Source organism: Pseudomonas sp. St386 (assembly GCF_018325865.1).
Classification (GTDB): Bacteria; Pseudomonadota; Gammaproteobacteria; order Pseudomonadales; family Pseudomonadaceae; genus Aquipseudomonas; species Aquipseudomonas brassicacearum.
Genome location: NZ_AP021900.1, coordinates 1,405,037 through 1,429,784 on the forward strand (window position 1 = coordinate 1,405,037; position 24,748 = coordinate 1,429,784).

Annotated in this window: 27 protein-coding genes; 24 read left to right on the top strand and 3 right to left on the bottom strand. The window is 60.2% G+C overall.

The window, feature by feature from the left end:
• The first annotated feature begins 11 nt into the window (after window positions 1-11).
• From ispF to rpoS, 6 genes are all read left to right on the top strand, one after another.
• Window positions 12-485 carry a 2-C-methyl-D-erythritol 2,4-cyclodiphosphate synthase gene (gene ispF, locus KI235_RS06090; RefSeq protein ID WP_003184863.1) on the top strand — a complete coding sequence of 158 codons (474 nt, stop codon included), beginning with the start codon at window positions 12-14 and terminating at the stop codon, window positions 483-485.
• Window positions 482-1,540 carry a tRNA pseudouridine(13) synthase TruD gene (truD, locus tag KI235_RS06095; RefSeq protein ID WP_003198280.1) on the top strand — a complete coding sequence of 353 codons (1,059 nt, stop codon included), beginning with the start codon at window positions 482-484 and terminating at the stop codon, window positions 1,538-1,540. The genes ispF and truD overlap by 4 nt, the downstream gene beginning before the upstream one ends.
• A complete protein-coding gene (gene surE, locus KI235_RS06100) occupies window positions 1,528-2,277 on the top strand; it encodes a 5'/3'-nucleotidase SurE (protein WP_003198282.1) in 750 nt (249 codons plus the stop codon). Before truD ends, surE begins: the two co-directional genes overlap by 13 nt.
• A 41-nt stretch (window positions 2,278-2,318) precedes the next feature.
• On the top strand, window positions 2,319-2,954 hold the full coding sequence (locus KI235_RS06105) for a protein-L-isoaspartate(D-aspartate) O-methyltransferase (protein ID WP_170862085.1): 636 nt from the start codon (window positions 2,319-2,321) through the stop codon (window positions 2,952-2,954).
• A gap of 211 nt (window positions 2,955-3,165) precedes the next feature.
• Entirely contained in the window at window positions 3,166-4,011 is an 846-nt protein-coding gene (locus KI235_RS06110; protein WP_003198287.1) for a peptidoglycan DD-metalloendopeptidase family protein, read from the top strand.
• A 106-nt stretch (window positions 4,012-4,117) separates the two neighbouring features.
• Complete coding sequence (rpoS, locus tag KI235_RS06115) at window positions 4,118-5,125, top strand: RNA polymerase sigma factor RpoS (protein WP_003198289.1); 1,008 nt, start codon at window positions 4,118-4,120, stop codon at window positions 5,123-5,125.
• A 1,433-nt stretch (window positions 5,126-6,558) separates the two neighbouring features.
• On the opposite strand, the gene fdxA is transcribed toward rpoS, so the two are convergent.
• From fdxA to KI235_RS06130, 3 genes are all read right to left on the bottom strand, one after another.
• Complete coding sequence (gene fdxA, locus KI235_RS06120; protein ID WP_003198291.1) at window positions 6,559-6,882, bottom strand: ferredoxin FdxA; 324 nt, start codon at window positions 6,880-6,882, stop codon at window positions 6,559-6,561.
• A 142-nt stretch (window positions 6,883-7,024) separates the two neighbouring features.
• Window positions 7,025-9,592: a DNA mismatch repair protein MutS gene (gene mutS / locus KI235_RS06125; RefSeq protein WP_167331288.1), complete on the bottom strand. Its 2,568-nt coding sequence runs from the start codon at window positions 9,590-9,592 to the stop codon at window positions 7,025-7,027.
• A gap of 753 nt (window positions 9,593-10,345) precedes the next feature.
• On the bottom strand, window positions 10,346-10,699 hold the full coding sequence (locus tag KI235_RS06130; protein ID WP_212795593.1) for a DUF6124 family protein: 354 nt from the start codon (window positions 10,697-10,699) through the stop codon (window positions 10,346-10,348).
• A gap of 548 nt (window positions 10,700-11,247) precedes the next feature.
• Between KI235_RS06130 and KI235_RS06135 the strand changes: the two genes are divergently transcribed.
• The 18 genes from KI235_RS06135 (at window position 11,248) to KI235_RS06220 (ending at window position 24,743) form a co-directional block, all read left to right on the top strand.
• Entirely contained in the window at window positions 11,248-11,982 is a 735-nt protein-coding gene (locus KI235_RS06135; RefSeq protein WP_039012729.1) for an XRE family transcriptional regulator, read from the top strand.
• A 460-nt stretch (window positions 11,983-12,442) separates the two neighbouring features.
• Complete coding sequence (locus tag KI235_RS06140) at window positions 12,443-12,601, top strand: Com family DNA-binding transcriptional regulator (protein ID WP_080684707.1); 159 nt, start codon at window positions 12,443-12,445, stop codon at window positions 12,599-12,601.
• A gap of 38 nt (window positions 12,602-12,639) precedes the next feature.
• On the top strand, window positions 12,640-13,221 hold the full coding sequence (locus tag KI235_RS06145; RefSeq protein WP_028237203.1) for a DUF642 domain-containing protein: 582 nt from the start codon (window positions 12,640-12,642) through the stop codon (window positions 13,219-13,221).
• A 66-nt stretch (window positions 13,222-13,287) separates the two neighbouring features.
• Window positions 13,288-13,638: a phage holin family protein gene (locus KI235_RS06150; RefSeq protein WP_038855972.1), complete on the top strand. Its 351-nt coding sequence runs from the start codon at window positions 13,288-13,290 to the stop codon at window positions 13,636-13,638.
• A 36-nt stretch (window positions 13,639-13,674) separates the two neighbouring features.
• Window positions 13,675-14,187: a hypothetical protein gene (locus tag KI235_RS06155; RefSeq protein WP_039010711.1), complete on the top strand. Its 513-nt coding sequence runs from the start codon at window positions 13,675-13,677 to the stop codon at window positions 14,185-14,187.
• 3 nt (window positions 14,188-14,190) lie between these two features.
• Window positions 14,191-14,802: a phage baseplate assembly protein V gene (locus KI235_RS06160; RefSeq protein WP_038855974.1), complete on the top strand. Its 612-nt coding sequence runs from the start codon at window positions 14,191-14,193 to the stop codon at window positions 14,800-14,802.
• A gap of 11 nt (window positions 14,803-14,813) precedes the next feature.
• Window positions 14,814-15,146, top strand: coding sequence for a hypothetical protein (locus KI235_RS06165; RefSeq protein WP_018607976.1), 333 nt, complete (start codon window positions 14,814-14,816; stop codon window positions 15,144-15,146).
• Complete coding sequence (locus KI235_RS06170) at window positions 15,143-16,138, top strand: baseplate J/gp47 family protein (protein WP_038855975.1); 996 nt, start codon at window positions 15,143-15,145, stop codon at window positions 16,136-16,138. Before KI235_RS06165 ends, KI235_RS06170 begins: the two co-directional genes overlap by 4 nt.
• Window positions 16,135-16,770: a phage tail protein I gene (locus KI235_RS06175; protein ID WP_039010714.1), complete on the top strand. Its 636-nt coding sequence runs from the start codon at window positions 16,135-16,137 to the stop codon at window positions 16,768-16,770. The genes KI235_RS06170 and KI235_RS06175 overlap by 4 nt, the downstream gene beginning before the upstream one ends.
• Window positions 16,771-18,714 carry a phage tail protein gene (locus KI235_RS30345; RefSeq protein ID WP_080766440.1) on the top strand — a complete coding sequence of 648 codons (1,944 nt, stop codon included), beginning with the start codon at window positions 16,771-16,773 and terminating at the stop codon, window positions 18,712-18,714.
• Between the two features lie 7 nt (window positions 18,715-18,721).
• On the top strand, window positions 18,722-19,141 hold the full coding sequence (locus KI235_RS06185; RefSeq protein ID WP_043042925.1) for a phage tail assembly chaperone: 420 nt from the start codon (window positions 18,722-18,724) through the stop codon (window positions 19,139-19,141).
• Window positions 19,142-19,228: 87 nt separating this feature from the next.
• Complete coding sequence (locus KI235_RS06190; protein WP_039010715.1) at window positions 19,229-19,438, top strand: hypothetical protein; 210 nt, start codon at window positions 19,229-19,231, stop codon at window positions 19,436-19,438.
• A 2-nt stretch (window positions 19,439-19,440) separates the two neighbouring features.
• Window positions 19,441-20,607 carry a tail protein gene (locus KI235_RS06195; protein ID WP_027912179.1) on the top strand — a complete coding sequence of 389 codons (1,167 nt, stop codon included), beginning with the start codon at window positions 19,441-19,443 and terminating at the stop codon, window positions 20,605-20,607.
• Entirely contained in the window at window positions 20,607-21,113 is a 507-nt protein-coding gene (locus KI235_RS06200; protein ID WP_027912180.1) for a phage major tail tube protein, read from the top strand. The genes KI235_RS06195 and KI235_RS06200 overlap by 1 nt, the downstream gene beginning before the upstream one ends.
• Before the next feature lie 169 nt (window positions 21,114-21,282).
• Window positions 21,283-21,849 carry a phage tail assembly protein gene (locus tag KI235_RS06205; protein ID WP_039010719.1) on the top strand — a complete coding sequence of 189 codons (567 nt, stop codon included), beginning with the start codon at window positions 21,283-21,285 and terminating at the stop codon, window positions 21,847-21,849.
• 128 nt (window positions 21,850-21,977) lie between these two features.
• Window positions 21,978-24,155 (top strand): phage tail tape measure protein, encoded by a 2,178-nt coding sequence (locus tag KI235_RS06210; RefSeq protein WP_027912182.1) that lies wholly within the window; start codon window positions 21,978-21,980, stop codon window positions 24,153-24,155.
• Entirely contained in the window at window positions 24,155-24,538 is a 384-nt protein-coding gene (locus KI235_RS06215; protein WP_027912183.1) for a phage tail protein, read from the top strand. The genes KI235_RS06210 and KI235_RS06215 overlap by 1 nt, the downstream gene beginning before the upstream one ends.
• Window positions 24,531-24,743: a tail protein X gene (locus KI235_RS06220; protein ID WP_027912184.1), complete on the top strand. Its 213-nt coding sequence runs from the start codon at window positions 24,531-24,533 to the stop codon at window positions 24,741-24,743. The genes KI235_RS06215 and KI235_RS06220 overlap by 8 nt, the downstream gene beginning before the upstream one ends.
• Window positions 24,744-24,748 lie beyond the last annotated feature (5 nt).

Genomic DNA, 24,748 nt, shown 5'->3' on the forward strand with positions numbered 1-24,748 from the left:
GGCGTTTTTTTATGCGTATTGGCCACGGCTACGATGTTCACCGTTTCGCTGAAGGCGATTTCATTACCCTGGGCGGCGTGCGGATCGCACACGGCTTCGGGCTGCTCGCGCATTCTGACGGTGATGTCCTGCTGCACGCCTTGAGCGATGCGTTGCTCGGCGCGGCTGCCCTGGGTGACATCGGCAAGCACTTCCCCGACACCGACCCGCAATTCAAGGGCGCCGACAGCCGCGTGCTGCTGCGCCATGTGGTCTCGCTGATCCACGCCAAGGGCTGGAAAGTCGGCAATGTCGATAACACCATCGTTGCCCAGGCCCCCAAGATGGCGCCGCACATCGAAGCGATGCGCCAATTGATTGCCGAGGATCTTCAAGTTGAGTTGGACCAAGTGAACGTGAAAGCCACCACCACCGAGAAGCTTGGCTTCGTCGGTCGCGAAGAAGGCATTGCCGTCCACTCCGTTGCCTTGTTGCTGCGCCCATGACTGAACTGGAACTGTTGGGGCCGCGGGCCTACGGCGAACCGCTGGGCAGCGCGGTACTCAAGGCCACCGCTGAAGATTTCCAGGTCGATGAAGTGCTCGACATCCCGTTGACCGGCGATGGCGAGCACTTGTGGATCTGGGTTGAAAAACGTGGCTTGAACACCGAAGAAGCGGCCCGGCGAATCGCCAAGGCTGCCGGCGTGCCGCTGCGCACCGTCAGCTACGCCGGGCTCAAGGACCGTCAGGCCCTGACCCGCCAGTGGTTCAGCGTCCAATTGCCGGGCAAGGCCGATCCGGACCTGTCGGCGGCGGAGAACGACACGCTGAAAATCCTCAAGACCGCACGCCACAGGCGCAAGCTGCAACGCGGCGCGCACTCGGCCAATGGCTTTACCTTGCGCCTGACCCAATTCAAGGGCGATACGGCGGCGATCGATGCGCGCCTGCAACGGATTGTCCGCCAGGGCATCCCCAACTATTTTGGCGCCCAGCGTTTCGGCCATGACGGCGGCAACGTCGTCGATGCTCGGGCCTGGGCGGTGCGCAAGGCGTTGCCGGAACAGCGCAATGTGCGCTCGCGGCTGTTGTCCACCGCCCGCAGTTTCCTGTTCAACCGGGTGCTGGCGGCGCGGGTCGCCGACGGTACCTGGCAAAAAGCCCAGGTGGGCGATTTGCTTGCCTTCACCGACAGCCGCAGTTTTTTCCCGGCCGGCGAGGCTGAATGCAGCGACCCGCGCCTGGCCATTCTCGACCTGCACCCGACCGGGCCGCAGTGGGGCGAGGGACCTTCGCCTGCCGCTGGTGCGACGTTCGAGCTGGAACAAGCCATCGCCGCGGGCGAGGCCGATTTGCGGGACTGGTTGATAAACGCGGGAATGAGTCACGAACGTCGCATCCTGCGACTGCCCATTGGCGGGCTGTCGTGGCATTATCCCTCGCTGGACATTCTGCAACTGGAATTCGTCCTGCCGGCCGGATGTTTCGCCACTGTCTTGGTGCGCGAACTCGTCGATCTGGTGCCGGTGGGGCAGACGGACAGCCCATGCGTATTCTGATTTCTAACGACGACGGGGTGACTGCACCCGGTCTTGCCGCGCTTTATGCTGCGCTGGCGGATTTTGCCGAGTGCGTGGTCATCGCCCCGGACCAGGACAAAAGCGGCGCCAGCAGCTCGCTGACGCTCGACCGTCCGTTGCACCCCTGCTATCTGGATAACGGTTTCATCAGCCTCAACGGCACTCCGACCGATTGCGTGCACCTGGGCCTCAACGGCTTGCTGGAGCGTGAGCCGGACATGGTGGTGTCGGGTATCAACCTGGGCGCCAACCTGGGGGACGACGTGCTTTATTCCGGCACGGTTGCCGCCGCCCTGGAAGGTCGCTTCCTGGAAAAGCCATCGTTTGCCTTTTCGTTTGTTTCGCGGCAGGTCGATAACTTGCCGACCGCCGCCTACTTCGCCCGTAAACTGGTCGAAGCCCACGGCGAGCTGGAGCTGCCGCCACGCACGGTGCTGAACGTGAATATCCCCAACCTGCCGCTCGATCACATCCGTGGCATCCAGCTCACTCGCCTGGGCCACCGTGCCCGCGCCGCCAAACCGATGCATGTCGTCGACCCGCGCGGCAAGGCCGGTTACTGGATCGCCGCCGCCGGTGATGCCGAGGACGGCGGGCCGGGCACTGATTTCCATGCGGTGATGCAAGGTTATGTCTCGATCACGCCGTTGCAGTTGGACCGTACCTTCAACGACGCCTTTCGAAATCTCGATGGCTGGCTGGAGGGGCTGCGCTGATGGCTCGTGAGCAAGACGATATGCTGCGCCGCGGAATCGGCATGACCTCCCAGCGCACCCGTGAACGACTGATCCAGCGTCTCTACGAAGAAGGTCTCTCCAACGCCCAGGTGTTGGAAGTCATTCGCCGCACGCCGCGCCATCTGTTCGTCGATGAGGCCCTGGCCCATCGCGCCTATGAAGATACGGCGTTGCCGATCGGCCACAACCAGACCATTTCCCAGCCATACATGGTGGCCCGCATGAGCGAGTTGCTGCTGGAGGCGGGACCGCTGGACAAGGTGATGGAGATCGGTACCGGCTCGGGTTACCAGACGGCGGTGTTGTCGCAACTGGTCGAGCGGGTGTTTTCCGTAGAGCGGATCAAGGTACTGCAGGATCGCGCCAAGGAACGCCTGGTTGAGTTGAACCTGCGCAACGTGGTGTTTCGCTGGGGCGATGGCTGGGAGGGGTGGCCGGCCCTGGCACCGTACAACGGCATCATCGTGACTGCGGTGGCCACCGATGTTCCCCAGGCCCTGCTGGATCAGCTTGCTCCCGGCGGGCGACTGGTCATTCCGGTGGGTGCCGGTGAAGTCCAGCAACTGATGCTGATCGTGCGCGAAGAACACGGTTTTTCGCGACACGTCCTGGGGGCGGTGCGGTTCGTGCCGTTACTCAATGGGCCGTTGGCCTGAGCATTTATAAACAGACGCTGAATTCCGTGGCCCAGCCTGTGTCTTACAGCGGCACCGATTTGCTGAACAGAGTCCAACGGCGTCGAGCAAACGTGTGCGGCGACACATTGCGCTTCATTAATAGAGGCGCAGTCGTTGCCAGCTATATTTATATGAGTTCTGCCTGGACAGGCAGTTTCCAATTTTTCTGCCACCACAAAGGGAGCGGCGGGTGAGTCTCACAGTCATTGCGCAGCGTATGGGTATCACAAGCTTTCAGCGCCTGGTGACTGGCCTTGTCTTGAGCACTTTGCTGGTCGGATGTTCCAGTACGCCGTCGGGTAATGTCCGGGTTGTCGATCGCAACAATGCAACACCTCAACGTCCTACAGTAACGACCGGCCAATATGTAGTCCGTCGCGGCGATACGCTGTTTTCCATCGCTTTCCGCTACGGCTGGGACTACAAAGCCCTTGCGGCGCGTAACAACATTCCTGCGCCTTATACGATTCACCCAGGTCAGACGATTCGCTTCGATGGCCGTAGCGGTTCAACGCCTACCGCGGTGGTTACGCAGTCGGGTTCGACGCCTTCTTCCTCGAGTAAAACCACGGTTATTCGCCGGCCGACGGGGGCTGAAGCGGCGACAGTACCGTCCGTCGCGAGCAAACCGACCCCCGTTCCGATGCCTCCGGCAGGCCCCGCCCCGACAGGCTGGGGATGGCCTTCTAGTGGCGTTCTCATTGGAAAATTCTCTTCAAACGGTAGTTTGAATAAAGGAATTGATATCGCCGGGGATTTGGGACAGCCTGTTTTAGCCGCGTCTGATGGCACGGTTGTGTACGCCGGGAGTGGTTTGAGGGGCTACGGCGAACTCGTGATCATCAAACACAGCGATACCTACGTCAGTGCCTACGGTCACAACCGCAGGCTGTTGGTTCGGGAGGGGCAGCAGGTCAAGGTCGGACAGACAATTGCCGAAATGGGATCAACGGGAACAGACCGGGTGAAACTGCATTTTGAGATTCGCCGACAAGGTAAACCAGTCGATCCGCTGCAATTCCTGCCACGGCGTTGATTTGATTGTCAGCCTGTTCCGTCACGTAGAGGGAACAGGCTCCAGCGTTGCCAAGGATAAAGGCGTCGCTTGAGCTTGAGGTCGAACTCACCAAAGGACTATAACAATGGCTCTCAGTAAAGAAGTGCCGGAGTTTGACATCGACGATGAGGTTCTCCTTATGGAGACCGGCATCGCTATGGATTCGATGTCGAATGATGAAGGGGCGACTCCACCTTCCGTTCGTGCCAAATCCAAACACTCCGCTTCGCTTAAACAACATAAGTACATCGATTACACCCGGGCGCTGGACGCCACTCAGCTGTATCTCAACGAAATCGGTTTTTCGCCACTGCTCTCCCCCGAGGAAGAAGTTCATTTTGCGCGGCTGTCGCAAAGTGGCGACCCGGCCGGTCGAAAACGCATGATTGAAAGCAACCTGCGCCTGGTGGTGAAAATCGCCCGACGCTATGTCAATCGTGGGCTTTCGCTGCTGGACCTGATCGAAGAGGGCAACTTGGGCCTGATTCGCGCCGTCGAGAAATTCGACCCCGAACGCGGCTTCCGTTTCTCGACCTACGCCACCTGGTGGATCCGCCAGACCATCGAACGGGCGATCATGAACCAGACCCGGACCATCCGGTTGCCGATTCATGTGGTCAAGGAGCTGAACGTCTACCTGCGGGCCGCTCGTGAGTTGACCCAAAAACTCGACCATGAACCTTCACCCGAAGAAATCGCCAACCTGCTGGAAAAACCGGTAGGTGAGGTCAAGCGCATGCTTGGGCTCAACGAGCGGGTCTCTTCGGTAGACGTCTCGCTGGGGCCGGACTCGGATAAGACCCTGCTGGATACCCTGACCGACGATCGTCCGACCGATCCGTGCGAGTTGCTCCAGGACGATGACTTGTCCCAGAGCATCGACCAGTGGCTTTCGGAACTTACGGACAAGCAACGGGAAGTGGTGATTCGCCGCTTCGGCTTGCGCGGTCATGAAAGCAGCACGCTTGAAGATGTGGGCCTGGAGATTGGTTTGACCCGTGAGCGGGTGAGGCAGATCCAGGTTGAAGGTCTCAAGCGTCTGCGAGAGATCCTGGAGAAGAACGGCTTGTCGAGCGAGTCGTTGTTTCAATAACCCAAGGCGAGTGCAGCAGAAAGGCCCTGATTGGCTGTGATGCTGTTCACTTGGAAAAAACGGTGCTTCTTTCAGAAATGGAAAGTGCCGTTTTTTTTGGCTTGGGTTTGGGGGTATATCCGTTTCTTCGGTCACGGCTACTTATGGTTCCGCCCTTACGGCGGGTCACTTTTGGAAAGAGCGCCAAAAGTAACCAAAAACGCTCTGCCCCACCACTCGACACCTCGCTTAGGCTCGGTGTGCCCTCACTCCGGCATTGCTCCGTGGGCCCGCCGCGAAGGGCCATTCATGGCCCAGCGCGGCTACCTCGGCATCCATGCTGAGGTGCCCACTCCACAATGCCTGCGTTCGGCCAGCGTGGTTTAACGGGGCGCCCAGATCAAAAGCCAGGGCGAGGCGGCCTTATAGCCGACCTGACTCCGGGTGGGACCGCGTTTCCCTTGTGGGAGCGGGCTTGCTCGCGAAGGCGGCGTTACAGTCGATGAAGATGTTGGATGTGCTGACCTCTTCGCGAGCAAGCGCTCCCACAGTGGGACTGTGTTGGATATGAATTTTGTGTCCGCTGAAGATTGAATGCGGGAGCGAGCCTGCTCGCGATGACGGTGGTTCAGTCACATGGATGTTGGGTTTGCTGGCCTCATCGCGAGCAAGCTTTGCTCCCACAGATCTGATGGGTGTACGACCGGGAGAGCCAGGTCGGCTGTTAGGCCGCCTCGCGGTGGACGTTGATCTCGGACGCCCCCGTTAACCACGCTGGCCGAACGCAGGCATTGCGCAGTGGGCATCTCGGCATGGATGCCGAGGTAGCCGCGCTGGGCCATGGATGGCCTTTCGCGGCGGGCCCATGGTTACTTTTGGCGCTCTTCCAAAAGTGACCCGCTGTAAGAGCGGAACCATAAGCCGCCGTTACCGCAGAAACGGATATACACACCACTCCTGAAACCCCCGCTCGTAAAACTATAGAACATCGCGACTGGTTCGAATCTTCTGCGTATCTGAAGAGTCGCTTTTCCAACCCCAACTCCATTTGTAGGTTCAGCGTGTAAGCCTTTGCCTAGTGTTACGTAAGCGATCAGTTCCCCATCGGCCGGACAGACCGCTATAAATACCGTGATCTTTTTGTATTTGACTGATTTATAACGAAAATTTGTTGATGAACGTAGCGTGACAGAGCAAACCACCTGTATCAGTCGCGTTGCACTCGCCTGGGAAAATACTAATATCAGTCCTGTGTCGACGGACAGACACACCCGTCAAGGACGATGGGAAGGAAGGACATCGCAGGACGCGATTCATCAGGATGATGAAAAGGATTAAAGGGATTAGGGAAAAAATGTGGGCGGGTCAAACCGCCCCTTTTTTTTGCCTGCGATTTCTTGACCCGAAAAAGCAAAAAGGCCCGCAAGGGGCCTTTTCCACGAAAGCAGCAACGATCAGCGTTCCAGATCCTTGAGCTTGCCTTCCTTGCCATCCCACTCTTCGGCGTCCGGCAGCGCATCTTTCTTCTCGGTGATGTTCGGCCAGATGTCCGCCAGTTCTGCGTTCAGCTCGATGAAGTTCTCCATGCCGGCCGGCACTTCGTCTTCCGAGAAAATGGCGTTCGCCGGGCATTCCGGTTCACACAGGGCGCAGTCGATGCACTCGTCCGGGTGAATGACCAGGAAATTCGGCCCTTCGTAAAAGCAGTCCACCGGACACACTTCTACGCAGTCGGTGTACTTGCACTTGATGCAGTTGTCGGTGACGACGAAGGTCATTTCTAATTCTCTCCTCAGGCGGCGGCAGCGAAGCCCCTTCACGGTAGGGTCGCCAGGTTTGGGAGCGATAGTCTGCGAACCAGGCTAATAGTCCGCAGCATCCCAAACCGCGCGCGATTCTAACAGCTTGAAAGCCTGTGTGTTAGATCCGTGTCTTCAATGTATAGAGTAAATCCAGTGCCCGACGAGGTGTCAGGTCGTCCAGATCGAGCTTGGCCAGTTCATCGAGCACCGGATGCGGCAGGCTGGCGAACAGGTCGCTTTGCTGCGGTGCGGCCGGTTTGCCTTTGGTCGGGCGCGGCGCTTCGTGGGGCAGGCTGGTGGTTTCCAGGCGGCTCAGGTGCTCGCGGGCACGGGTAATGACTTCACTTGGCACGCCGGCCAGTTGCGCCACCGCCAGGCCGTAGCTCTGGCTGGCCGGGCCGGGCAGCACGTGGTGCAGGAAGACGATGCGTTCGTTGTGCTCGGTTGCATTGAGGTGGACGTTGGCCACCAAAGGCTGGCTTTCCGGCAACACGGTGAGTTCGAAGTAATGGGTGGCGAACAGCGTGTAGGCCCGCAGGTGCGCGAGGCGTTCGGCCGCTGCCCAGGCCAGGGACAAGCCGTCGAAGGTGCTGGTGCCGCGTCCGACTTCGTCCATCAGCACCAGGCTGCGTTCGGTGGCGTTGTGCAGAATGTTCGCGGTTTCGCTCATTTCCACCATGAACGTCGAACGTCCACCGGCCAGGTCGTCGCTGGAGCCGATGCGGGTGAAGATCCGGTCCACCAAGGACAATTCGCAGCTGGCCGCCGGAACGAAGCTGCCAATATGGGCCAGCAGCACGATCAACGCGGTTTGGCGCATGTAGGTGGATTTACCGCCCATGTTCGGGCCGGTGATCACCAGCATGCGGGTGTTGTCGTCCAGGCTCAGGTCGTTGGCCACGAACGGCGTGGTCAGTACTTGCTCGACCACCGGGTGACGACCCTGGCTGATGCGCATGCACGGCTCACTGACGAAGCGCGGGCAATTGAGGTCCAGGTTCAGCGCGCGTTCGGCCAGGTTGCTCAGCACATCCAGTTCCGCTAGGGCGCCAGCAGTGTCCTGTAACGGCGGCAGTTGGCTGATCAGGTCTTCGAGCAACGCTTCATAGAGCATCTTTTCCCGGGCCAGGGCGCGGCTCTTGGCCGACAGCGCCTTGTCTTCGAACGCCTTGAGTTCCGGGGTGATGAAACGCTCGGCGCCCTTGAGGGTCTGGCGGCGAACATAATCGGCTGGTGCCTGTTCGGCCTGCTTGCTCGGCAATTCGATGAAATAACCGTGGATACGGTTGTAGCCGACCTTGAGGTTGGCAAGGCCGGTACGGGCTTTTTCCCGGGCTTCGAGGTCGATCAGGAACTGGCCGGCGTTCTCGCTCAGCGCTTGCAGCTCGTCGAGTTCGGCGTCGTAGCCGGTTTTCAGCACGCCACCGTCACGGATCACCGCCGGTGGGTTATCGATAATGGCTTTTTCCAGCAGCGCGGCCAGCTCCGGGTAGGTGCTGGTGGTGCGCGCCAGTTGCTGCAGGTGCGGCGCTTCGAGGTCGGTCATCGCCACTTGCAGTTCGGGCAATGCGCCAAGGGCATCGCGCAGGCGCGCCAGGTCGCGGGGACGGGCGTTGCGCAAACCGATGCGGGCGAGAATCCGCTCGATGTCACCGATTTCCTTGAGCTGCGGTTGCAACTGCTCGAAGCGATAACGATCCAGCAGGCAGGTAATGGAGGACTGGCGCGCCAGCAGCACGGTCAAGTCCCGCAGCGGCCGATTCAACCAGCGTGTCAGCAGGCGGCTGCCCATGGCGGTCTGGCAGCGATCGACCACCGATTGCAAGGTGTTGTCGCGCCCGCCGGCCAGGTTGGTGTCCAGTTCCAGGTTGCGGCGGCTCGCGCCGTCCAGCACCACGGTGTCATCCAGGCGTTCGTGCCGCAGGCTGCGCAAGTGGGGCAGGGCGGTGCGCTGGGTTTCCTTGGCGTAGGCCAGCAGGCAACCGGCAGCGCCGATGGCCAGGGTCAGGTTCTCGCAACCGAAGCCCTTGAGGTCCTGGGTGGAAAACTGCTGGCAGAGACTTTTCAGCGCCGAATCACGCTCAAAATCCCACGGCGCCCGACGACGCACGCCACGGCGTTTTTCTGCCGGCAGGTCTTTGGGCCAGTCATCAGGAATTAAAAGCTCTACTGGATTGACCCGTTCCAGTTCCGCCAGCAGGTTTTCCCAGCCCTTGATTTCCAGTACCGAGAAGTTACCGCTGGTGATGTCCAGCACCGCCAGGCCGAACAGGCGTTCATCGCCCAGCACTGCGGCGATCAGGTTGTCCCGGCGTTCATCCAGCAAGGCTTCGTCACTGACCGTGCCTGGGGTGATGATCCGCACGACTTGGCGTTCCACCGGGCCCTTGCTGGTGGCCGGGTCGCCGACTTGTTCGCAGATCACCACGGATTCGCCGAGCTTGACCAGCTTCGCCAGGTAACCTTCTGCCGCGTGGTAAGGAATCCCGCACATCGGAATGGCCATGCCCGCCGATTGCCCACGTGCCGTCAGGGTGATGTCCAACAGCTTGGCGGCCTTCTTTGCGTCCTCGTAGAAGATTTCGTAGAAGTCGCCCATGCGGTAGAACATCAGCTGATCGGGGTGCTGGTTCTTCAGGCGCCAGTATTGCTGCATCATCGGCGTGTGGCTGGAGAGGTCGTTCACGGCGGTATTCATGGGTGTCAGGCAAGCTCGTTGAAAGGTGTGGGGCAAAAGGAGGGGCATTGGCCCGGCTTTTCCGCGATGGGCGCAAGGTTAACATGGGAGGTCTGTGCTACCCATATGTGAGTGGTTTTTGGGATTGGGGACTTATCCGTTTTTTCGGTAACGGCTGCTTAGGGTTCCGCCCTGACGGCGGCTCACTTTTGAAAAGCCCGGAAGCCGGCCCAGTCAAAAGTAAGCAAAACGCTTTTGCCCCACCACTTGGTGCCTCGCCTAGGCTCGGCATCCTTGCCGGGTTGCCCACTGCGCAATACCTTCGTTCAGCCAGCGTGGTTAACGGGGCGCCCGAGATCAACGTCCACCGCGAGGCGGCCTGATAGCCGACCTGGCTCTCCCGGTCGTACACCCATCAGAACTGTGGGAGCAAAGCTTGCTCGCGATGGCGGTGGCTCAGTCACATGGATGTTGGGTTTGCTGGCCTCATCGCGAGCAAGCTTTGCTCCCACAGGTGATCCTGGGTGTCCATGAGTTCTGTGTTCACTGCGGCCCATTGTGGGAGCGAGCCTGCTCGCGAAGGCGGCCTGACAGTCGGCCTGTCTTTCCGGCTGTACCCGATCAAATTGTGGGAGCGAGCTTGCTCGCGATGACGGCAGCCAATACAACTTAGCTGTAACTGAACTACCGCTATCGCGAGCAAGCTCGCTCCCACAGTGATTGCTCGGGCTTCTCTTAGGTCTCGGCTTGCATCATGGATGCCTACCTCACCTCAACCACATCCAACGCCCGATTCGCCAGCAACTGGCTCAGCTCGATCATTTGCTGGACCCCTAGCGCTATATTCCGTCGCGAGCCCTTCAGGTCGAATGCCAGGTCGCTGACCATGGCGTTTGCCGAGGCCAGGGTTTCGCTGAGGTTGGCGAGCAGGCATTCGGCGTCGATGTTGGGGGCGATGATGAAAAGGGTGTCGGGTGTGTCGGCGGTGTCTTTGTCGGCTTTCGGCTTGAGGTAATAGTCCAGGGCGCGAGTGGCCGCGTCGTCGAGTTTCTTGGCGTTGGCCGATTGGCTGCGGGAGATGTGATCGTCTGGGGGATTTGGAGTGTTCTTCGGCATTCTATGGATCCTTGAAGTTGAGCCACCACTCACTCGCGACTAAACGAGGGGCGGCAGCTGTACGCAGGTTAGTCGACCGGGGATCCAAGAAACCGGCGCGCCCGAGGGCGCCCTGCGCACAGCTACCATCAAGTGCAGGAATAGAAGTACCTGACTGAATGGAGCAATGAGCACCTTGGAATACCGAGCGACTAAACCCGATCACTGATGGGCAGTGACAGGATCAAAAGTACCGAGGGGCCCCAAGGCGCACAAGCCGGCGGATTCTGGCGTAGTTGTAGGCAGAGGCGCAAGGCAACGTAGCCTTGTGTTGCGCAGTTGAAGGACGCGATTGGAGTCTTTTCTTAGGGGCCTGTAGGGCAAATCCCGGGCGGGAGAGTTTGGCTTTTGTAGGAGCTGGCGAAGCCTGCGATCTTTTGATCTTTCGCTTGAGATTCAAGTGTCTGGGGAAAGATCGCAGCCTCGTTGCACTCGACAGCTCCTACACATTGCATATTTATGCAAAACAGCATTTGTCTTCTGCGAAAAGAACAAGCACTATGCGCGTTATGCAAAAACGCAACGTTTCTACCGTATTAAGAGCATTGCTCGATCAGCACGGGATCTCCCCCACGGAGCTTCACCGGCGTACCGGCGTGCCTCAGTCCACCCTCTCGCGGATCCTCAGCGGCAAGATTGTCGACCCTTCGGATAAACACATCTCGAAGATCGCCGAATACTTCGCCGTGAGCACCGACCAGTTGCGCGGGCGCGCGGACGTTGTGCTCGTCGGCAATGCCCGCCGCGATGAGCCGCACTCCGAACTCAAGGACATAAGCCTGTGGGACGACGAAACACCGGTCGAAGAAGACGAAGTGTCGGTCCCTTTTCTGCGCGAGGTTGAATTGGCTGCTGGATCAGGAAGATTCGTCATCGAGGAAAGCGAGCGCTCAAGCCTGCGCTTTGGCAAGCGCAGCCTGCGCCATAATGGCGTGCAGTTCGACCAGGCCAAGTGCGTGACGGTGCGCGGCAACAGCATGTTGCCAGTGCTGCGCGACGGGGCCACGGTTGGGGTGAACGCAGGCAAGTGTGGGATCGGCGACATTGTCGACGGCGACCTCTACGCCATCAATCACAACGGCCAACTGCGGGTGAAGCAGCTTTACCGCTTGCCCACCGGCATTCGCCTGCGCAGCTTCAACCGCGATGAGCACCCGGACGAGGACTACACCTTCCAGGAAATGCAGGACGAGCAAATCGTCATCCTCGGTCACGTCTTCTGGTGGGGCATGTACGCCCGTTAACCCCTCCGCTGTCAGATAAAACCCGCCGCCGTGCGGGTTTTTTTTCGCCTCCTGAAAAGCCGCAACCCCCGTGTTCCCGAGGGTTTCATGCATTTGTGCATTGGTTGCGCATAAATAAATGCATTTACGCATTGACTGTATATGCATCCATGCATATTCTGTGTCCAAGCCGCTCGACAAAGCGGCTGGCAACGAAGCTCTTTAGTTCCACCAACAGGCAGCGATGAACCGGCCTTAACGGTTCAGAGGGTTGGCAACTGACCCGGGTGTGCAGCGTAAAGCACCAGAAGCAGTTATCCGGCGGGCAGGGACCGCGGTCGGAGGAACAATTTGAATGGATCCGTACCGCGCCAGTCGCGCCGAAAGATCAAGCGCATTACTGAAAAGCCTGGGCAACCGGGCTTTTTGGAATGCCTGTGCCGCGAGGCACTTCAAACCGCCGCCAATGGGAGGGCTTTCGATGCTGAAGGATTTCAGATGCGGTCACTGCAAAAGACTTCTGGCCCGCATGGGCGAGAACACCGAACTCCAGATCAAGTGTTCCCGATGCGGAGCGTTGAATCATGTGAAGGCCGTTGAGCCTCGAGTGATCGCCAGAGAGCGAGATGAGCGCTGTTGATCAACCGCGCGATCAATCAATAACTCAAGAGGTGAATCATGAATCGTTTCAAGAAATACGTCGCCCCACTGTTGCTGTCCATTGCGCTGCTCGGCGTTGGGAGCAAGGCTAGCGCCGCCAACCTTCTGCTCAACGGTAGCTTCGAACAGCCAGGCTGCAGCGGCAGTTGCATCCTCGATACTCCGGCGAAAGCCAACTTCATCACCGGTTGGACGACGTTTTTGTCCGGTGCCGAGTACTTCAATATGCCCGCCTCGATCGGGGGGTCCGTGGCTGCGGATGGCGTTGTGATTGTCGACCTGGCCAATTATGTCTATGGCAACGGCGGTGGTATCCAGCAGAACTTCGCCACCGCGGTCGGCGCCAAGTACCGTTTGACCTTCAGCGCGGGTAATTCGCGCTACGCCAGCCGCTCCGGCGACGGCACCATCCAAGTCAAGGTGGCGGGGCAGAGTGTCACCTTCAACACGCCGTCGGCGAAAGGTACCGCGGTGGAGTGGAGCACCATCACGTATGACTTCACGGCCACTTCGGCTCAAACGACTTTGGCGTTCTCCAATGAGCAGAACCCTTACGCCAACTTCGCCTTCATCGACAACGTCATCGTGGAGCCACTGTAAAACATCGTTTGCCCTGCGAAGCCCCGCCGCCCCCAAGCAATCATCCATCACCCCAGGAAACGAGACATGACAAACGAGCAACAAGCGTTGCTGGACATGCCGATCTGGCTGGTCATCGTGCTCGCCCTGGTGGGCGGGGTGTCCGGCGAGATGTGGCGCGCAGACAAGGAGGGCGCCCGTGGCTGGTCGTTATTGCGGCGCCTGGCCTTGCGCTCCGGTGCCTGCGTGGTCTGCGGCGTATCGGCAACCATGCTTTTGTACGCCCTCGGCATGTCGATCTGGAGCGCCTGCGCCTTGGGTTGCCTGACCGCCATGGCTGGCGCCGATGTGGCGATCGGTCTTTACGAGCGCTGGGTCGCCAAGCGGATCGGCGTTTGCGAAGTCCCTCCGCGGGACGTTCCTCCCGACCAGCAGTGAAGCGACAGCGCTGATCCATACCAAAGGAGGCGATCAATGCCTGCCCTTATCGAAAAACCGTCGCAGTTGTGCTCGGCCATTGCCCAGACGCTGCGCGCCATTTATCCCGCCTTGAAAGTCGGCAGCCCCCAGGATTTCGATGGCACCGACGATCAACCCTGGGTGCTGATTGCCCTTGAGCGTGATGCGCCCGGTAACCGCGCCAATGACGGGCGTATCGCTCATGTCCTGACGGTTTCCTTGCAAGTGGTCATGGCCGTTCCAGGATGGGATGCCTGCGATCTGGCCGGGGAGTTGAAACACCTGGTCATGGATAACCGCTGGGGGCTATCGGGCGATCAATGCGACCTGCCCACGGAGCTCGATGGCCTGCCATCCACGTTCATTAACCCGGCGCGGGCGTACACCGCCTGGACCCTTTCCTTCAACCAAACCCTGTACTTGGGCCCGACGCTGTTGGAAGACCCGCTGGGCATCCCGAAGTTTGCCCGTACCTGGGAAGTGTCGAACATCGACGACCCGGACCAATACACCGCACTCGAGGGCTGACCCATGTTTGATGCGCTGTTACGGATGCATCTGGGGCCGATCATCGAGCGTCTGGCGCAGATGGAAACCGAGCTGGAAGACATGCATCGGCGGGCGGAGAGTTTCTGCCGCATCGGCGTTTGCCAGGAAGTCGACGCGGCCAGCAATACCTGCAAAGTCAGCCATGGCGGACTGCTAACCCCGGCGATCCGCTTTTTCAACCCGAGTGCCGGGGCCCAGAGCGAGTCGCGGATTCCGTCCGTGGGTGAGCAATGCCTGTTGCTCAACCATGGCGGCGGCGAGAGCGGCGGGCAGGCGGTGGCGTTGTTCGGCCTCAACGGTGGTCAGTTCCCGCCCGTCTCGACCCAGGCCTCGCTGACGCGGCGCCTCTATCAGGACGGTACGGAAAACGGCTACGACCACGCCAGCCATGTCCTGCACTGGCAAAACGGCCCGGCGGCGTTCAGCGGTTCTCGTGAAGCCCTGCAGTTGAACATTGGCCCGTCGCGGCTGGCGATGACACCCGAGGTCATCGAATTGCAAGTCGGCGCCGTCGGCATTCGGCTCGACGCCTCCGGTGTGCACCTGAGCGGCCCGGTAGTGGATCACCAGGGACGCGTCATCAGTACCGCATAAGAGATTTCCTCATGATTGGAATCGATCGAAACACCGGCGCCACGGTCGACGACTGGCTGCAGTTCGTGCAGCGCGCCACCCGTGCATTGACCACGCCGTTGGGCACTCGCCAGAAGCGCCCGTTGTATGGCTGCGCACTCACGCAGTTGCTGGGGCAGAACCTCGGTGACGACCTGCTGATCCTTGCCCAGAGCCACGCGGCCCAAGCGTTCTACAACCCGGATAACGGCATCGATGATTTCGAGCCGCAGGTCATTGTCGCCAGCCGACAGGGGGCCGGATTGTTGTTGCGTTTCGCCGGCACCTGGAAAAACCGCAAACAGACTTTCGAGGTGGTGACATGAGCATGTTGATACCCGGCCAGAACCAACTGGCCGAACCGGCCATCGTCACCGTCGAAGCGTTTGAGGACCTGCTCGCCGAATTCAAGACCTTCGTGGTCGAGTACGTCGGCGCACGCTCTCCCGCCAGCGCGGCGAAGCTGGTGGACAGCCTCGAAAACGAAAGTGAACTGCTGACCCTGGCCCTTGAGGCGTTCTGCGTCCGACTGCAAACCCACGAACGCAAATACAACGCCCGCATCAAGCAGATGTTGGCGTGGTGGGCCACGGGCACCAACCTCGACGCTCGCCTCGCGGACATGGGCCTTGAGCGTCAGTTGCTCGATCCGGGCGATCCGGCGGCATTCCCGCCCATCCCCGCGGTCTACGAGAGCGATGACGATGCGCGGTTGCGCTACTACCTGGCGCCCCATGCCCCGGCGGCCGGATCGCGCATGCAGTATCGGCGGGAGATTTTTACCTTGGGTGAACGGCCGGTGGTGAAGGTGGAAAACGCCTCGGCGGGTGTGGTGACGGTCACCTACACCTTCGACCCGGATGGTCATGCGGCGCAGGTCAAGGACGGTAATGGGCGTCGCACGGCACCGGGCGAAGTCACGGTCACAGTGCTGTCCCGTGACGGCGACGGCACGCCGACCGAGGCACTGCTCGACGGTGTTCGCCAGCATTTCGCCCGGCCGGATGTACGCCCGGAAACGGACCTGGTCATCGTCCAGGCCGCGCAGATCAAACCTTACAAAATCCGCGTCGTGGCGAAGATCAATGCCGGCCCGGATTCAGGCTTGACCCAGGTTGCCGCCGAGCAGCAGTTGCAGGCGTATGCCGAGGCGTGTCATCGCCTGGAAGGGCGGGTGGATCCGAGCTGGATCGACTACACGCTGCACAGCGCGGGCGCGGTTCAGCTGCAGATTCTCGAACCGCTTGCGCCGATTGTGACGACGGCTTTTCAAGCCCCGTACTGCACGGGCATCGAGGTCGAGGTGGATACGTTATGAGTGACGACACACCTCGCCCGAGCCTGCTGCCGGTCAACAGTTCACCGCTGGAAAGGGCACTGGATCTGGGGTTCGCGCGGTTGCTCGAACGCATCGATCCGCCGTTTCCCGAGCTGATGAACCCGGCGACCACGCCCTTGGCGTTCCTGCCGTATCTCGCGGCGGATCGTGGGGTCAACGAGTGGAGCTCCGCGGCGTCCGAGGCGGAAAAGCGCCTGACCGTTGAACTCGCCTGGCCTACCGCCCGGCAGGCCGGGACGCGAAAGGCGCTGGAAAATGCCGCCAAGGGTTTGCAACTGATGCCTGAGGTGCGCGCCTGGTATGAGCAAACACCCCCTGGCCCGCCCTACAGTTTTTCCGTCAGGGCATTTACCGAGCAGCCCTACAGCGAAGAAATCGACGCCCGTCTCGACCGTCGCCTGGCGGAGGCCAAAAGCGAGCGCGACACCTTGAAGGTGTCTGTCGGCTTGAGCGCCTTCGGCCGTCACGTCATCGGCGCCGCCACGCTGTGCGGCGAACTGACCACGGTTTATCCGATCGTCATCGAAGGGCTGGAAACCTCGGGCCAGGCCTTCATGGCCGCCGGACTCTACACCGTCGAAACCTCCACTATTTATCCACAGGGGTCCTAAATGGCCGACTACTACACCCTACTCACCGATGCGGGGATCGCCTACGAAACCGCCTGCAAGGCGGCGGGCACACCGATCAAGCTGTCGCAGATTTCCGTCGGTGACGGCGGCGGCGCAGAATACAACCCGGCTGCAACGGCGACGGCACTCAAGCGCGAAGTCTGGCGCGGGCCGCTCAATGCGTTGTTCCAGGATGAAAACAACCCGAGCTGGCTGCTGGCCGAGGTCACCATCCCCTCCGATGTGGGCGGCTGGTATGTGCGTGAGGCCGGGATCTGGACCGATACCGGGATCCTGTACGCGATTGTCAAATATCCGGAGTCGTTCAAACCGGTGTTGGCGACGTCCGGTTCGGGCAAAGAGTTCTACATTCGATCGATCTTCGAGACCAGCAATGCTGAGCTGGTGACGCTGCTGATTGACGACACGGTGGTCAAGGCGACGCGGGCCTGGGTTGCAAGTTACGTTGCTGATGAGCTTGCCAAGCTCGACAGGAAGCAGTCGGTGCGGGTGGCGACGACGGCCAACATTGTCTTGAGTGGCGCGCAGGCGATAGATGGTATTGCGGTGATCGCCGGAAATCGGGTCCTGGTCAAGTCCCAGACCTTGGCAAAGGACAACGGTATTTACGTGGCCGCGAACGGCGCTTGGGTTCGGGCAAAGGATGCCGATGCGAGTGCGGAAGTGACTTCGGGTTTGATTGTCTCGGTGGAGGAGGGCGCGACGCTTGGCAACACGATCTGGCAGTTGATTACCGATGGTGTGATTGTGCTGGGCACTACGGCGTTGGCGTTTCAGAACATCACGCAGGGGTTTGCGCCGCTCAATTCGCCGGTGTTGGTTAATCCGACGGCCAACACGCCGGCGCTATTCGACAATACGAAGTCGATCGCGACGACTGAATACGTCATGCGCGCCAGCGGTAACTATCGTGGTTTTACCAACGCGACGGCAGCGGCCACGTTGACGGCGGCTGCCGCTGGCACGCTGGTTACGGCCATCGGGTCGTTCACGCTCACCCTGCCGTTGGTCAATGCTTTACCTTACGGCGGTGCGATCCACTTTCGTAATATCGGCAGCGGCGTTGTCACTGTCGTTTGTGCTGGCGCTGACAGCATAAACTCGGGTGCCGGACAGATTACGAGTATTGAGTTGCAAGTAGGTGCCTCTCTGGAGCTGACCGGTAATGGTGCGAGCTCCTGGTGGGCTGCGGGATCCGCGCAATTGCAATACTCCAAGGTATTTGGCGCCACGCCGGCGCAATTCGACAGCAGTAAGTTGCTGGCCACGACCGAGTTTGTGAAGCGAATGGGGGTCGAATGGTCGGGGTTCACCTCAGTCAGCGCCAGCACAGTGCTGGGAAACTCAAGCGCCGGCGGCATCGTCAGTGCGTCATCTTCGACGGCAATCAACGTTACCTTGCCGCCCACCGGACCAGTGGGGCAAGGAGCCATGATCGTGGTGCTGAGTGGTGGAGCCGGAGCCGTCACGCTTCTTGCTTCGGCTGGCGATGGCATGACGAATTCAAGCGGTAGCGCAATAACGATTGTTTTGGGGCAAGGTGATTCAGCGCTACTGACTAGAGCCTCCGGAGAATGGCGCTTGATTGGTGGGACAGTGGCTACGCGGTATTCGGCTACTTTCGCCGCAACTTTTGGATATACCGCCAATCAGGTATTGCCGAGCGGTTGGATGTTCAAAATCGGACACGCATCAACCGATGTAGCGACAGGAACAGTGCCGGTAACGTTTCCCGTCGCCTTCCCAACAGCCTGCATGTACGTGGGGGCAATCTATGCCGGGGCTACTTCCGCAACGAGTCCATCCGTTTGTCAATCCGGAATACCGACCCGTACAGGTTTTACGGGCTACATCACTAATGTGGCTGGCAATAACTCTGCTGTCACTGTGGGTGGTTACAACTGGCTAGCCATCGGCTATTGAGGCGACTATGTACGCAAAATGGATTGAAGAAGACGGTCGATTTGCCTTCGAGTTAATTGATAACGGTGGCATTGAGATATCCGATGAAGATCATGCGGCGCTCTTTGAACCGCGACAGGAGGGGAAGATCATCGGCAGGGGGCCTGATGGTTATCCGCAATTGCAAGCCCCGCCGTTGCCGACGCCCGCTGAACTATCGCTCCTTGAGCGTGCCTGGCGGGATAGGCAGCTTTCACTGACTGATGGGAGGGTAGCGCGTCATCGTGATGAGCTGGAAGACGGGGTCGAAACCACGCTTTCGATTGAGCAATACGCTGAGCTGCAAGCGTATCGCCGGGCTCTACGTAATTGGCCTGAGGCTGGGGAGTTCCCGCTGAAGGAACATCGTCCGCTCGCACCGTCCTGGCTTGCTGAACAACTCCAATAAACGCCCCGCACCGACGGGGCGTTTTCTTATCCTTCAAAAACCAAAAGCCCCTTCTCAAGGGGCTTTTTCATATCTGGAGAAACACAAATGGCACCACGCCAAACCTACACCGTGCTCCTCCCATTCCCCACCGGGGGTGGTCACTGGTCGAGCGTCGGCCAGGAACTCGATCTGCTCGACGTCGAGGCCAACGCCTTGCGCAGCGCCGGTCGCCTGGAGCTGAAAAAAACCGAAGTCGTCGAACCGGCTTCTGTGTCCATCCCGGCCAAAAAGGCCGCCACCAAAAAGGCTGAATAACCATGGCTGAGGTTTTGAACTTCGAGCACAACGGCATTACCGTCAATGCCACCGAATCTCCCGAGGCCATGGGTGGCCTGGGTGACAACGTCATCGGGCTGGTCGGCACCGCGCCGAATGCCAACGCGCTGATTCCGAAAAACACCCCGTTCCGTATCAACAGCTTCACCACCCAGGCCCAGTTGGACCCGACCGGCGCCGAGGCGGGTACGCTGTTCCAGGCGGTTTACCAGATCCTCAAAGTGGTCAAGGTGCCGGTCTACGTGGTCATCGTCGAAGAGGGCGCGACACTGGCCGACACGCAGAACAATGTGATCGGCGGCATCGAGGCGCAGACCGGTCGCAAGCTGGGCCTGGCAGCGCTGAGTGGGGTTGCCGAAGACCTGACCATCATCGGCGCGCCGGGCTTCACCGGCACCAAGGCGGTGGCCAGCGAGTTCGCCTCGTTCGGCAAGCGCATCAAGGCCCGCGTGGTGCTCGATGGCAAGGACGCCTCGGTCGCCGATCAAGTGACCTACAGCCAGGAACTGGGCGGCGCGGACCTCGGTTTCGACCGTTGCCTGGTGGTGCACAACATGCCGGCGGTGTACTCCAAGGCCGCGAAGAAAAACGTCTTCCTGGCCCCGTCGAGCCTGGCTATCGCCGCCCTCGCCAAGGTCAAGCAATGGGAGAGCCCGGGCAACCAGGTCACCTACGCCGAAGACGTCTCGCGTACCGTCGAATACAACATTCTCGACACCTCCACCGAAGGCGATCTGCTCAACCGTTACGGCGTCAGCTACTACGCCCGGACCATCCTCGGCGGCTTCTCGCTGCTGGGCAACCGTTCCATCACCGGCAAGTTCATCAGCTACGTCGGCCTGGAAGATGCCATCAGCCGCAAGCTGGTGAAGGCCGGCCAGAAGGCCATGGCCAAGAACCTGACCAAGTCGTTCATGGACCAGGAGGTCAAGCGCATCAACGACTGGCTGCAAACCCTGGTCGCCGACGAAACCATCCCTGGCGGCAGCGTGTACCTGCATCCGGAATTGAACAGCGTCGAGAAGTACAAGAACGGCACCTGGTACGTGGTCATCGACTACGGCCGCTACGCGCCGAACGAACACATGATTTATCAACTCAATGCCCGCGATGAAATCATCGAGCAGTTCCTGGAGGACGTTCTCTAATGTTTACCAACCGCGTAAGACAGGCCATCGCGGCCACCCTGCAAGGCCTGCCGTTGTCGGCGACCGTAGAAGAGTTCACCCCGCCGAAGATCGAATTCGACATGGAAGAGATGCGCGGCGGCCGTTTCATTGGCGAGGAAATGGCCAAGGGCGGCAAGGTGCTGACGGCCAAGCTGACGCTGCAAGGTCTCGGTCCGGAAGTCATGCTGGCGCTGGGCGTGAGCGTGGGCGACGACATTCTGCTGAACGTGCGTGAAGCCGGCCAGGATCAGGACGGCAACACCTGGTTTACCTACCACACGGTGGGCGGCAAGTTGAAATCCCTCGAGGAAACTCTGCTGAAAATGGGCGAGAAACCCAAGACCAACCTGGAGCTGTCCTGCCGCACCTACAACCGCCTGGAAAACGGCGTCCCGGTGATCGACATCGACGTGCGCACCCAGAAGTTCGTGCTCAACGGTGTCGACATTCTCGGTGATGCGCGCCGTGCGGTGTTGTTGCCTTAAACCAATACCAATCCCTGTGGGAGCGAGCCTGCTCGCGATAGCGGTGTACAGACACCTCGATGCTGAATGCTCCGACGTCATCGCGAGCAGACTCGCTCCCACAGGTGGCGCGGCTTGATTTTCCGGTATTGCGCAACACCTTCCCAGTACCCACCAAGGAACCGATTTCATGTCCTGGATGCCTCCTACACACGAGCTGTTGTCGCCGATCACTGGTGACGATGGCTCGCAGATCGAGCAGCTCCCACTCAAACCACTGTTCTACGCCGCGCAGAAAGAAGCCCTGGCCCGTGCCGGTGATGATGAAGACGACCAGTTCTTCGAGCTGGCCAAACTGGCCACCGGCCTGTCGATCAAGGAACTCGATCAGCTCAAGCGCCCGGACTACGTCAGCGTTGCGCAATACGTGCACGAAATGTCCACGCGTCCGGCGTCGTACTTTCTGGATGACCCACAGGCCGATCCCGACCAGGTGCAACTGCTGCAACCGCTCGACGTCGCGGGCCGTAGCCTGACCGCGCTGACCCTGGAAATGCCGGTGCTGCGTGCGACCAAGGCGATGAAAAAACTGAAGACGGCCAAGGAACGCGCCGAGTTCATCACGGCCCATTGCACCGGCCTGATGATTCCCGATCTGGACCTGCTGACCGTGCCCGACTGGACACAACTTCAGGTGCGCATCGACGATTTTTTAAACAAACCGGCGGACTTCTTTCGGAGCGCGACATCGAAGTGATCCTCGATGTGGTGCCGCTCATTTACTCGGTAAGTGAGGCGGAAATCCTGGAGTGGGACGCCGGCAAGGCCTTGCGCCGCTACGACATCGCGATCACTCGCCTTGGCGTGAAACAGGAGTAGAGCGGGATGGCGGACGATAGATATTCGCTCAAGTACGCAACCTTCAATGAGCCTGGGTTGGCGTTCGGTAATACCAGCCTCACCAGTGGCGTGTCGGCACAAGGCGCGTTTGCCAGGGATCAACTGGCGAGCCTCGATCTGGCGCTGGAAACACTCGGGCTCAAGCTCGGCCTGCTGACCACGGCGATCGAGTCGCTGACCGTAAAGCTTTCGGCGCAACGATTGTTTTCCCAAACGATGGGCGCTGGCGCCAAGGGCGAGTCGGCCAATGAGTCAAAGGGTAAGTCGGGTGGCGGCATCGAACCACCGGCGCTGCTCAAACCCGCGATAGCGATGGATTCGGCCATGGCCGATCTGAAGCAGGCCGGCCAATTCACGCCTCGCCAGATTGCAGAGATGGCAGAACCAACCCAGCGTATCGCCAGTGCGCCATTGGTGGCGGCCGGCGGGACCACGGCGGTTGAGTTAGTGAGGATGGAAAGTCTGGCGGCCAGGGCGGGAATCGGCAGCGACCTGCCCAATGCCTCGGACCGGCAATTGGCACTGTTGCGCTTCGCCAGTGATGCGGGCGTCACAGCATCGACGTTCAAAATGCCGGCCATGGAAGCCGCTGAAATGGTGCTCGGCTGGCGCACTTCCATGAAGCTCAGTGCAGAGAAAGCATTTGATCTGGCGGATGCAACCAACCACCTGAGCAAGATTCCCGGTGGTGCGAAAGCGAGTGAGATCGGCACAGTGCTGCAGCGTGACGGTGCAGCTGCGACCTCGGCGGGCCTGCAGCCTGCCCAAGCTGCGGCACTGACGGCGGCACTTCTCAATACCGGCGCACAACAAGCTGAAGCGGGTGTGGCGCTCGATCACTTCACGACCGCTTTAGGCAAGGGCGATCAGGCCTCGGCGACCGAGCAAGCGGCCTGGAAGCAACTGGGGCTTGATCCCAAAGAGGTAGCGAGCGGCTTGCGTGACAAGGACGCCGCGCCGGGGACAGTCATGTCGGTCCTGGCGGCCTTGAACGCGCAGCCGGCCGAAAAACGCTCGACCCTGGCCTCTTCGCTGTTTGGCACTGGGGATGCGGCGGTACTGCGCATGTCGCAGAAACTCGACGATGTGAACGCGGCGTTCTGGCAGGTGAAAGACCCAGGCCAATACGCTACATCGCAATTGGGCAACAACGGTTCGGTGCGGCAGGACGCGTTGGCGCTGTCGAACACCCGTCAGGGTCAACTGAACGTCCTCGACGCCCGCAGCGAGCGTTTGTCGGTGGCCACGGGAAATGCCCTGATGCCCTCGGCGGATACCTCGTTCCAGTGGCTGGGTTCGCTGGCCGATGGCATGAGTGAGTTGGCTGAGTCCTCACCTAAAGCCGCCGCAGCCATCGTATTGATTGGCGCAGCGATCAAACCGCTGGTGGGCGCGTTGCTCAAGGCTGTAGGGGATGAGATGTCCAATCAGGTGGCCAAGCGGGTGTTAGGTAGGGCTGCTCCGCACCTTCCCGGCCGATTGGGTGAGGTGATCTCCGAAGATTTCAGAAATCCTCGTGTGAACAAGCTGGATACAAGCAATGCAAACCAGCGTCCCGAATCCACGAGCAGGCCGAAAATACGTGTCAGTACAGGAGGCTCACTGGGAGACGCAGGGCATTTTTCATTCGGGCCAACCGCCTCGTTACGCTCGATGACTCGCAGGGCGCCCGGTCCATTGAAAGTAGTCGGCGCCGTCGCTGATGTGGCCGAGGGTGTGCTGACCGGCGACAAACGAATGATGGGCGCAGGCCTGGGCGCCGCAGGTGGCGGCTGGGCAGGCGCTGCTGCGGGATCTGCGGCCGGTGCCGCTTTGGGGAGTGTTGTTCCGCTGCTCGGCACTGCCATTGGTGGTCTGATTGGCGGACTGCTGGGCGGCTGGTTGGGGAGCGATGCCGGCGCGTCCCTGGGTGAGAAGCTTGTCGCCCCCGCCGACAGACTCGCCGCTCCAGACCAGGTCAGCAAGGAGCTGGCCAGCACCCAGACAACCACGCAACAGAACACCATGACCGCAAACATCTACATCAACGGCCAGGACCAGGCCAGCGCGAGTCAGTTGGCCAACCTGGTCGTGCAGCAGCTCTCGGGCCAATTCGGCTTGACGACCATGCCCAACTCACTCGCCATGCGCAGTGACGCGGCCCTGACCGACGGAGGTACCTGATGCGTCAGCAAATGGCACTCGGCAGTTTCATTTTCGGCCTGTCGAGAAACTTTGCGTACCACAGCCTGGTACGCACCTCGGACGGTGGCTGGAAGAGCATCGACATCCTCACCAGCAAACCCAAGTCCAGCCAGGTCGGCCAAGGCCTGCAAGGGCTGACGATCACCGGCAAGTCGATGTACGCGACCGCCATGGATCGCCTCGATGAGTTGCGCGCCTTGCAGGCGCAGCGCGTGCCCGTGCCGTTGGTTGATGGCATCGGTCGCAATTGGGGCCTGTGGCAGATCACCAAGGTGACGGAAACCCAGACCGAGATCATCGATGACGGTACGGCGATGGTGGTCGGCTGGGTGGTTGAATTGACGGAGTTCGCCAATGCGTAGGGTTCGGAGTATCGCCGGTGATTCGGTGAATCTGTTGCTGTACCGCGAGCTTGAGCGTTGTGACGATATCGTCGAGGAGGCGCTCTGGCTACTCAATCCGAGCTTGGCTGAATGGGGCCCGGTGTTGCCTGCGGGTGTCTGGGTGGTCTTGCCGGAAGTGGACCTCAAACCTGTTGCGCCCACACCGGTTTCGGCCTGGGATTAAGGAGG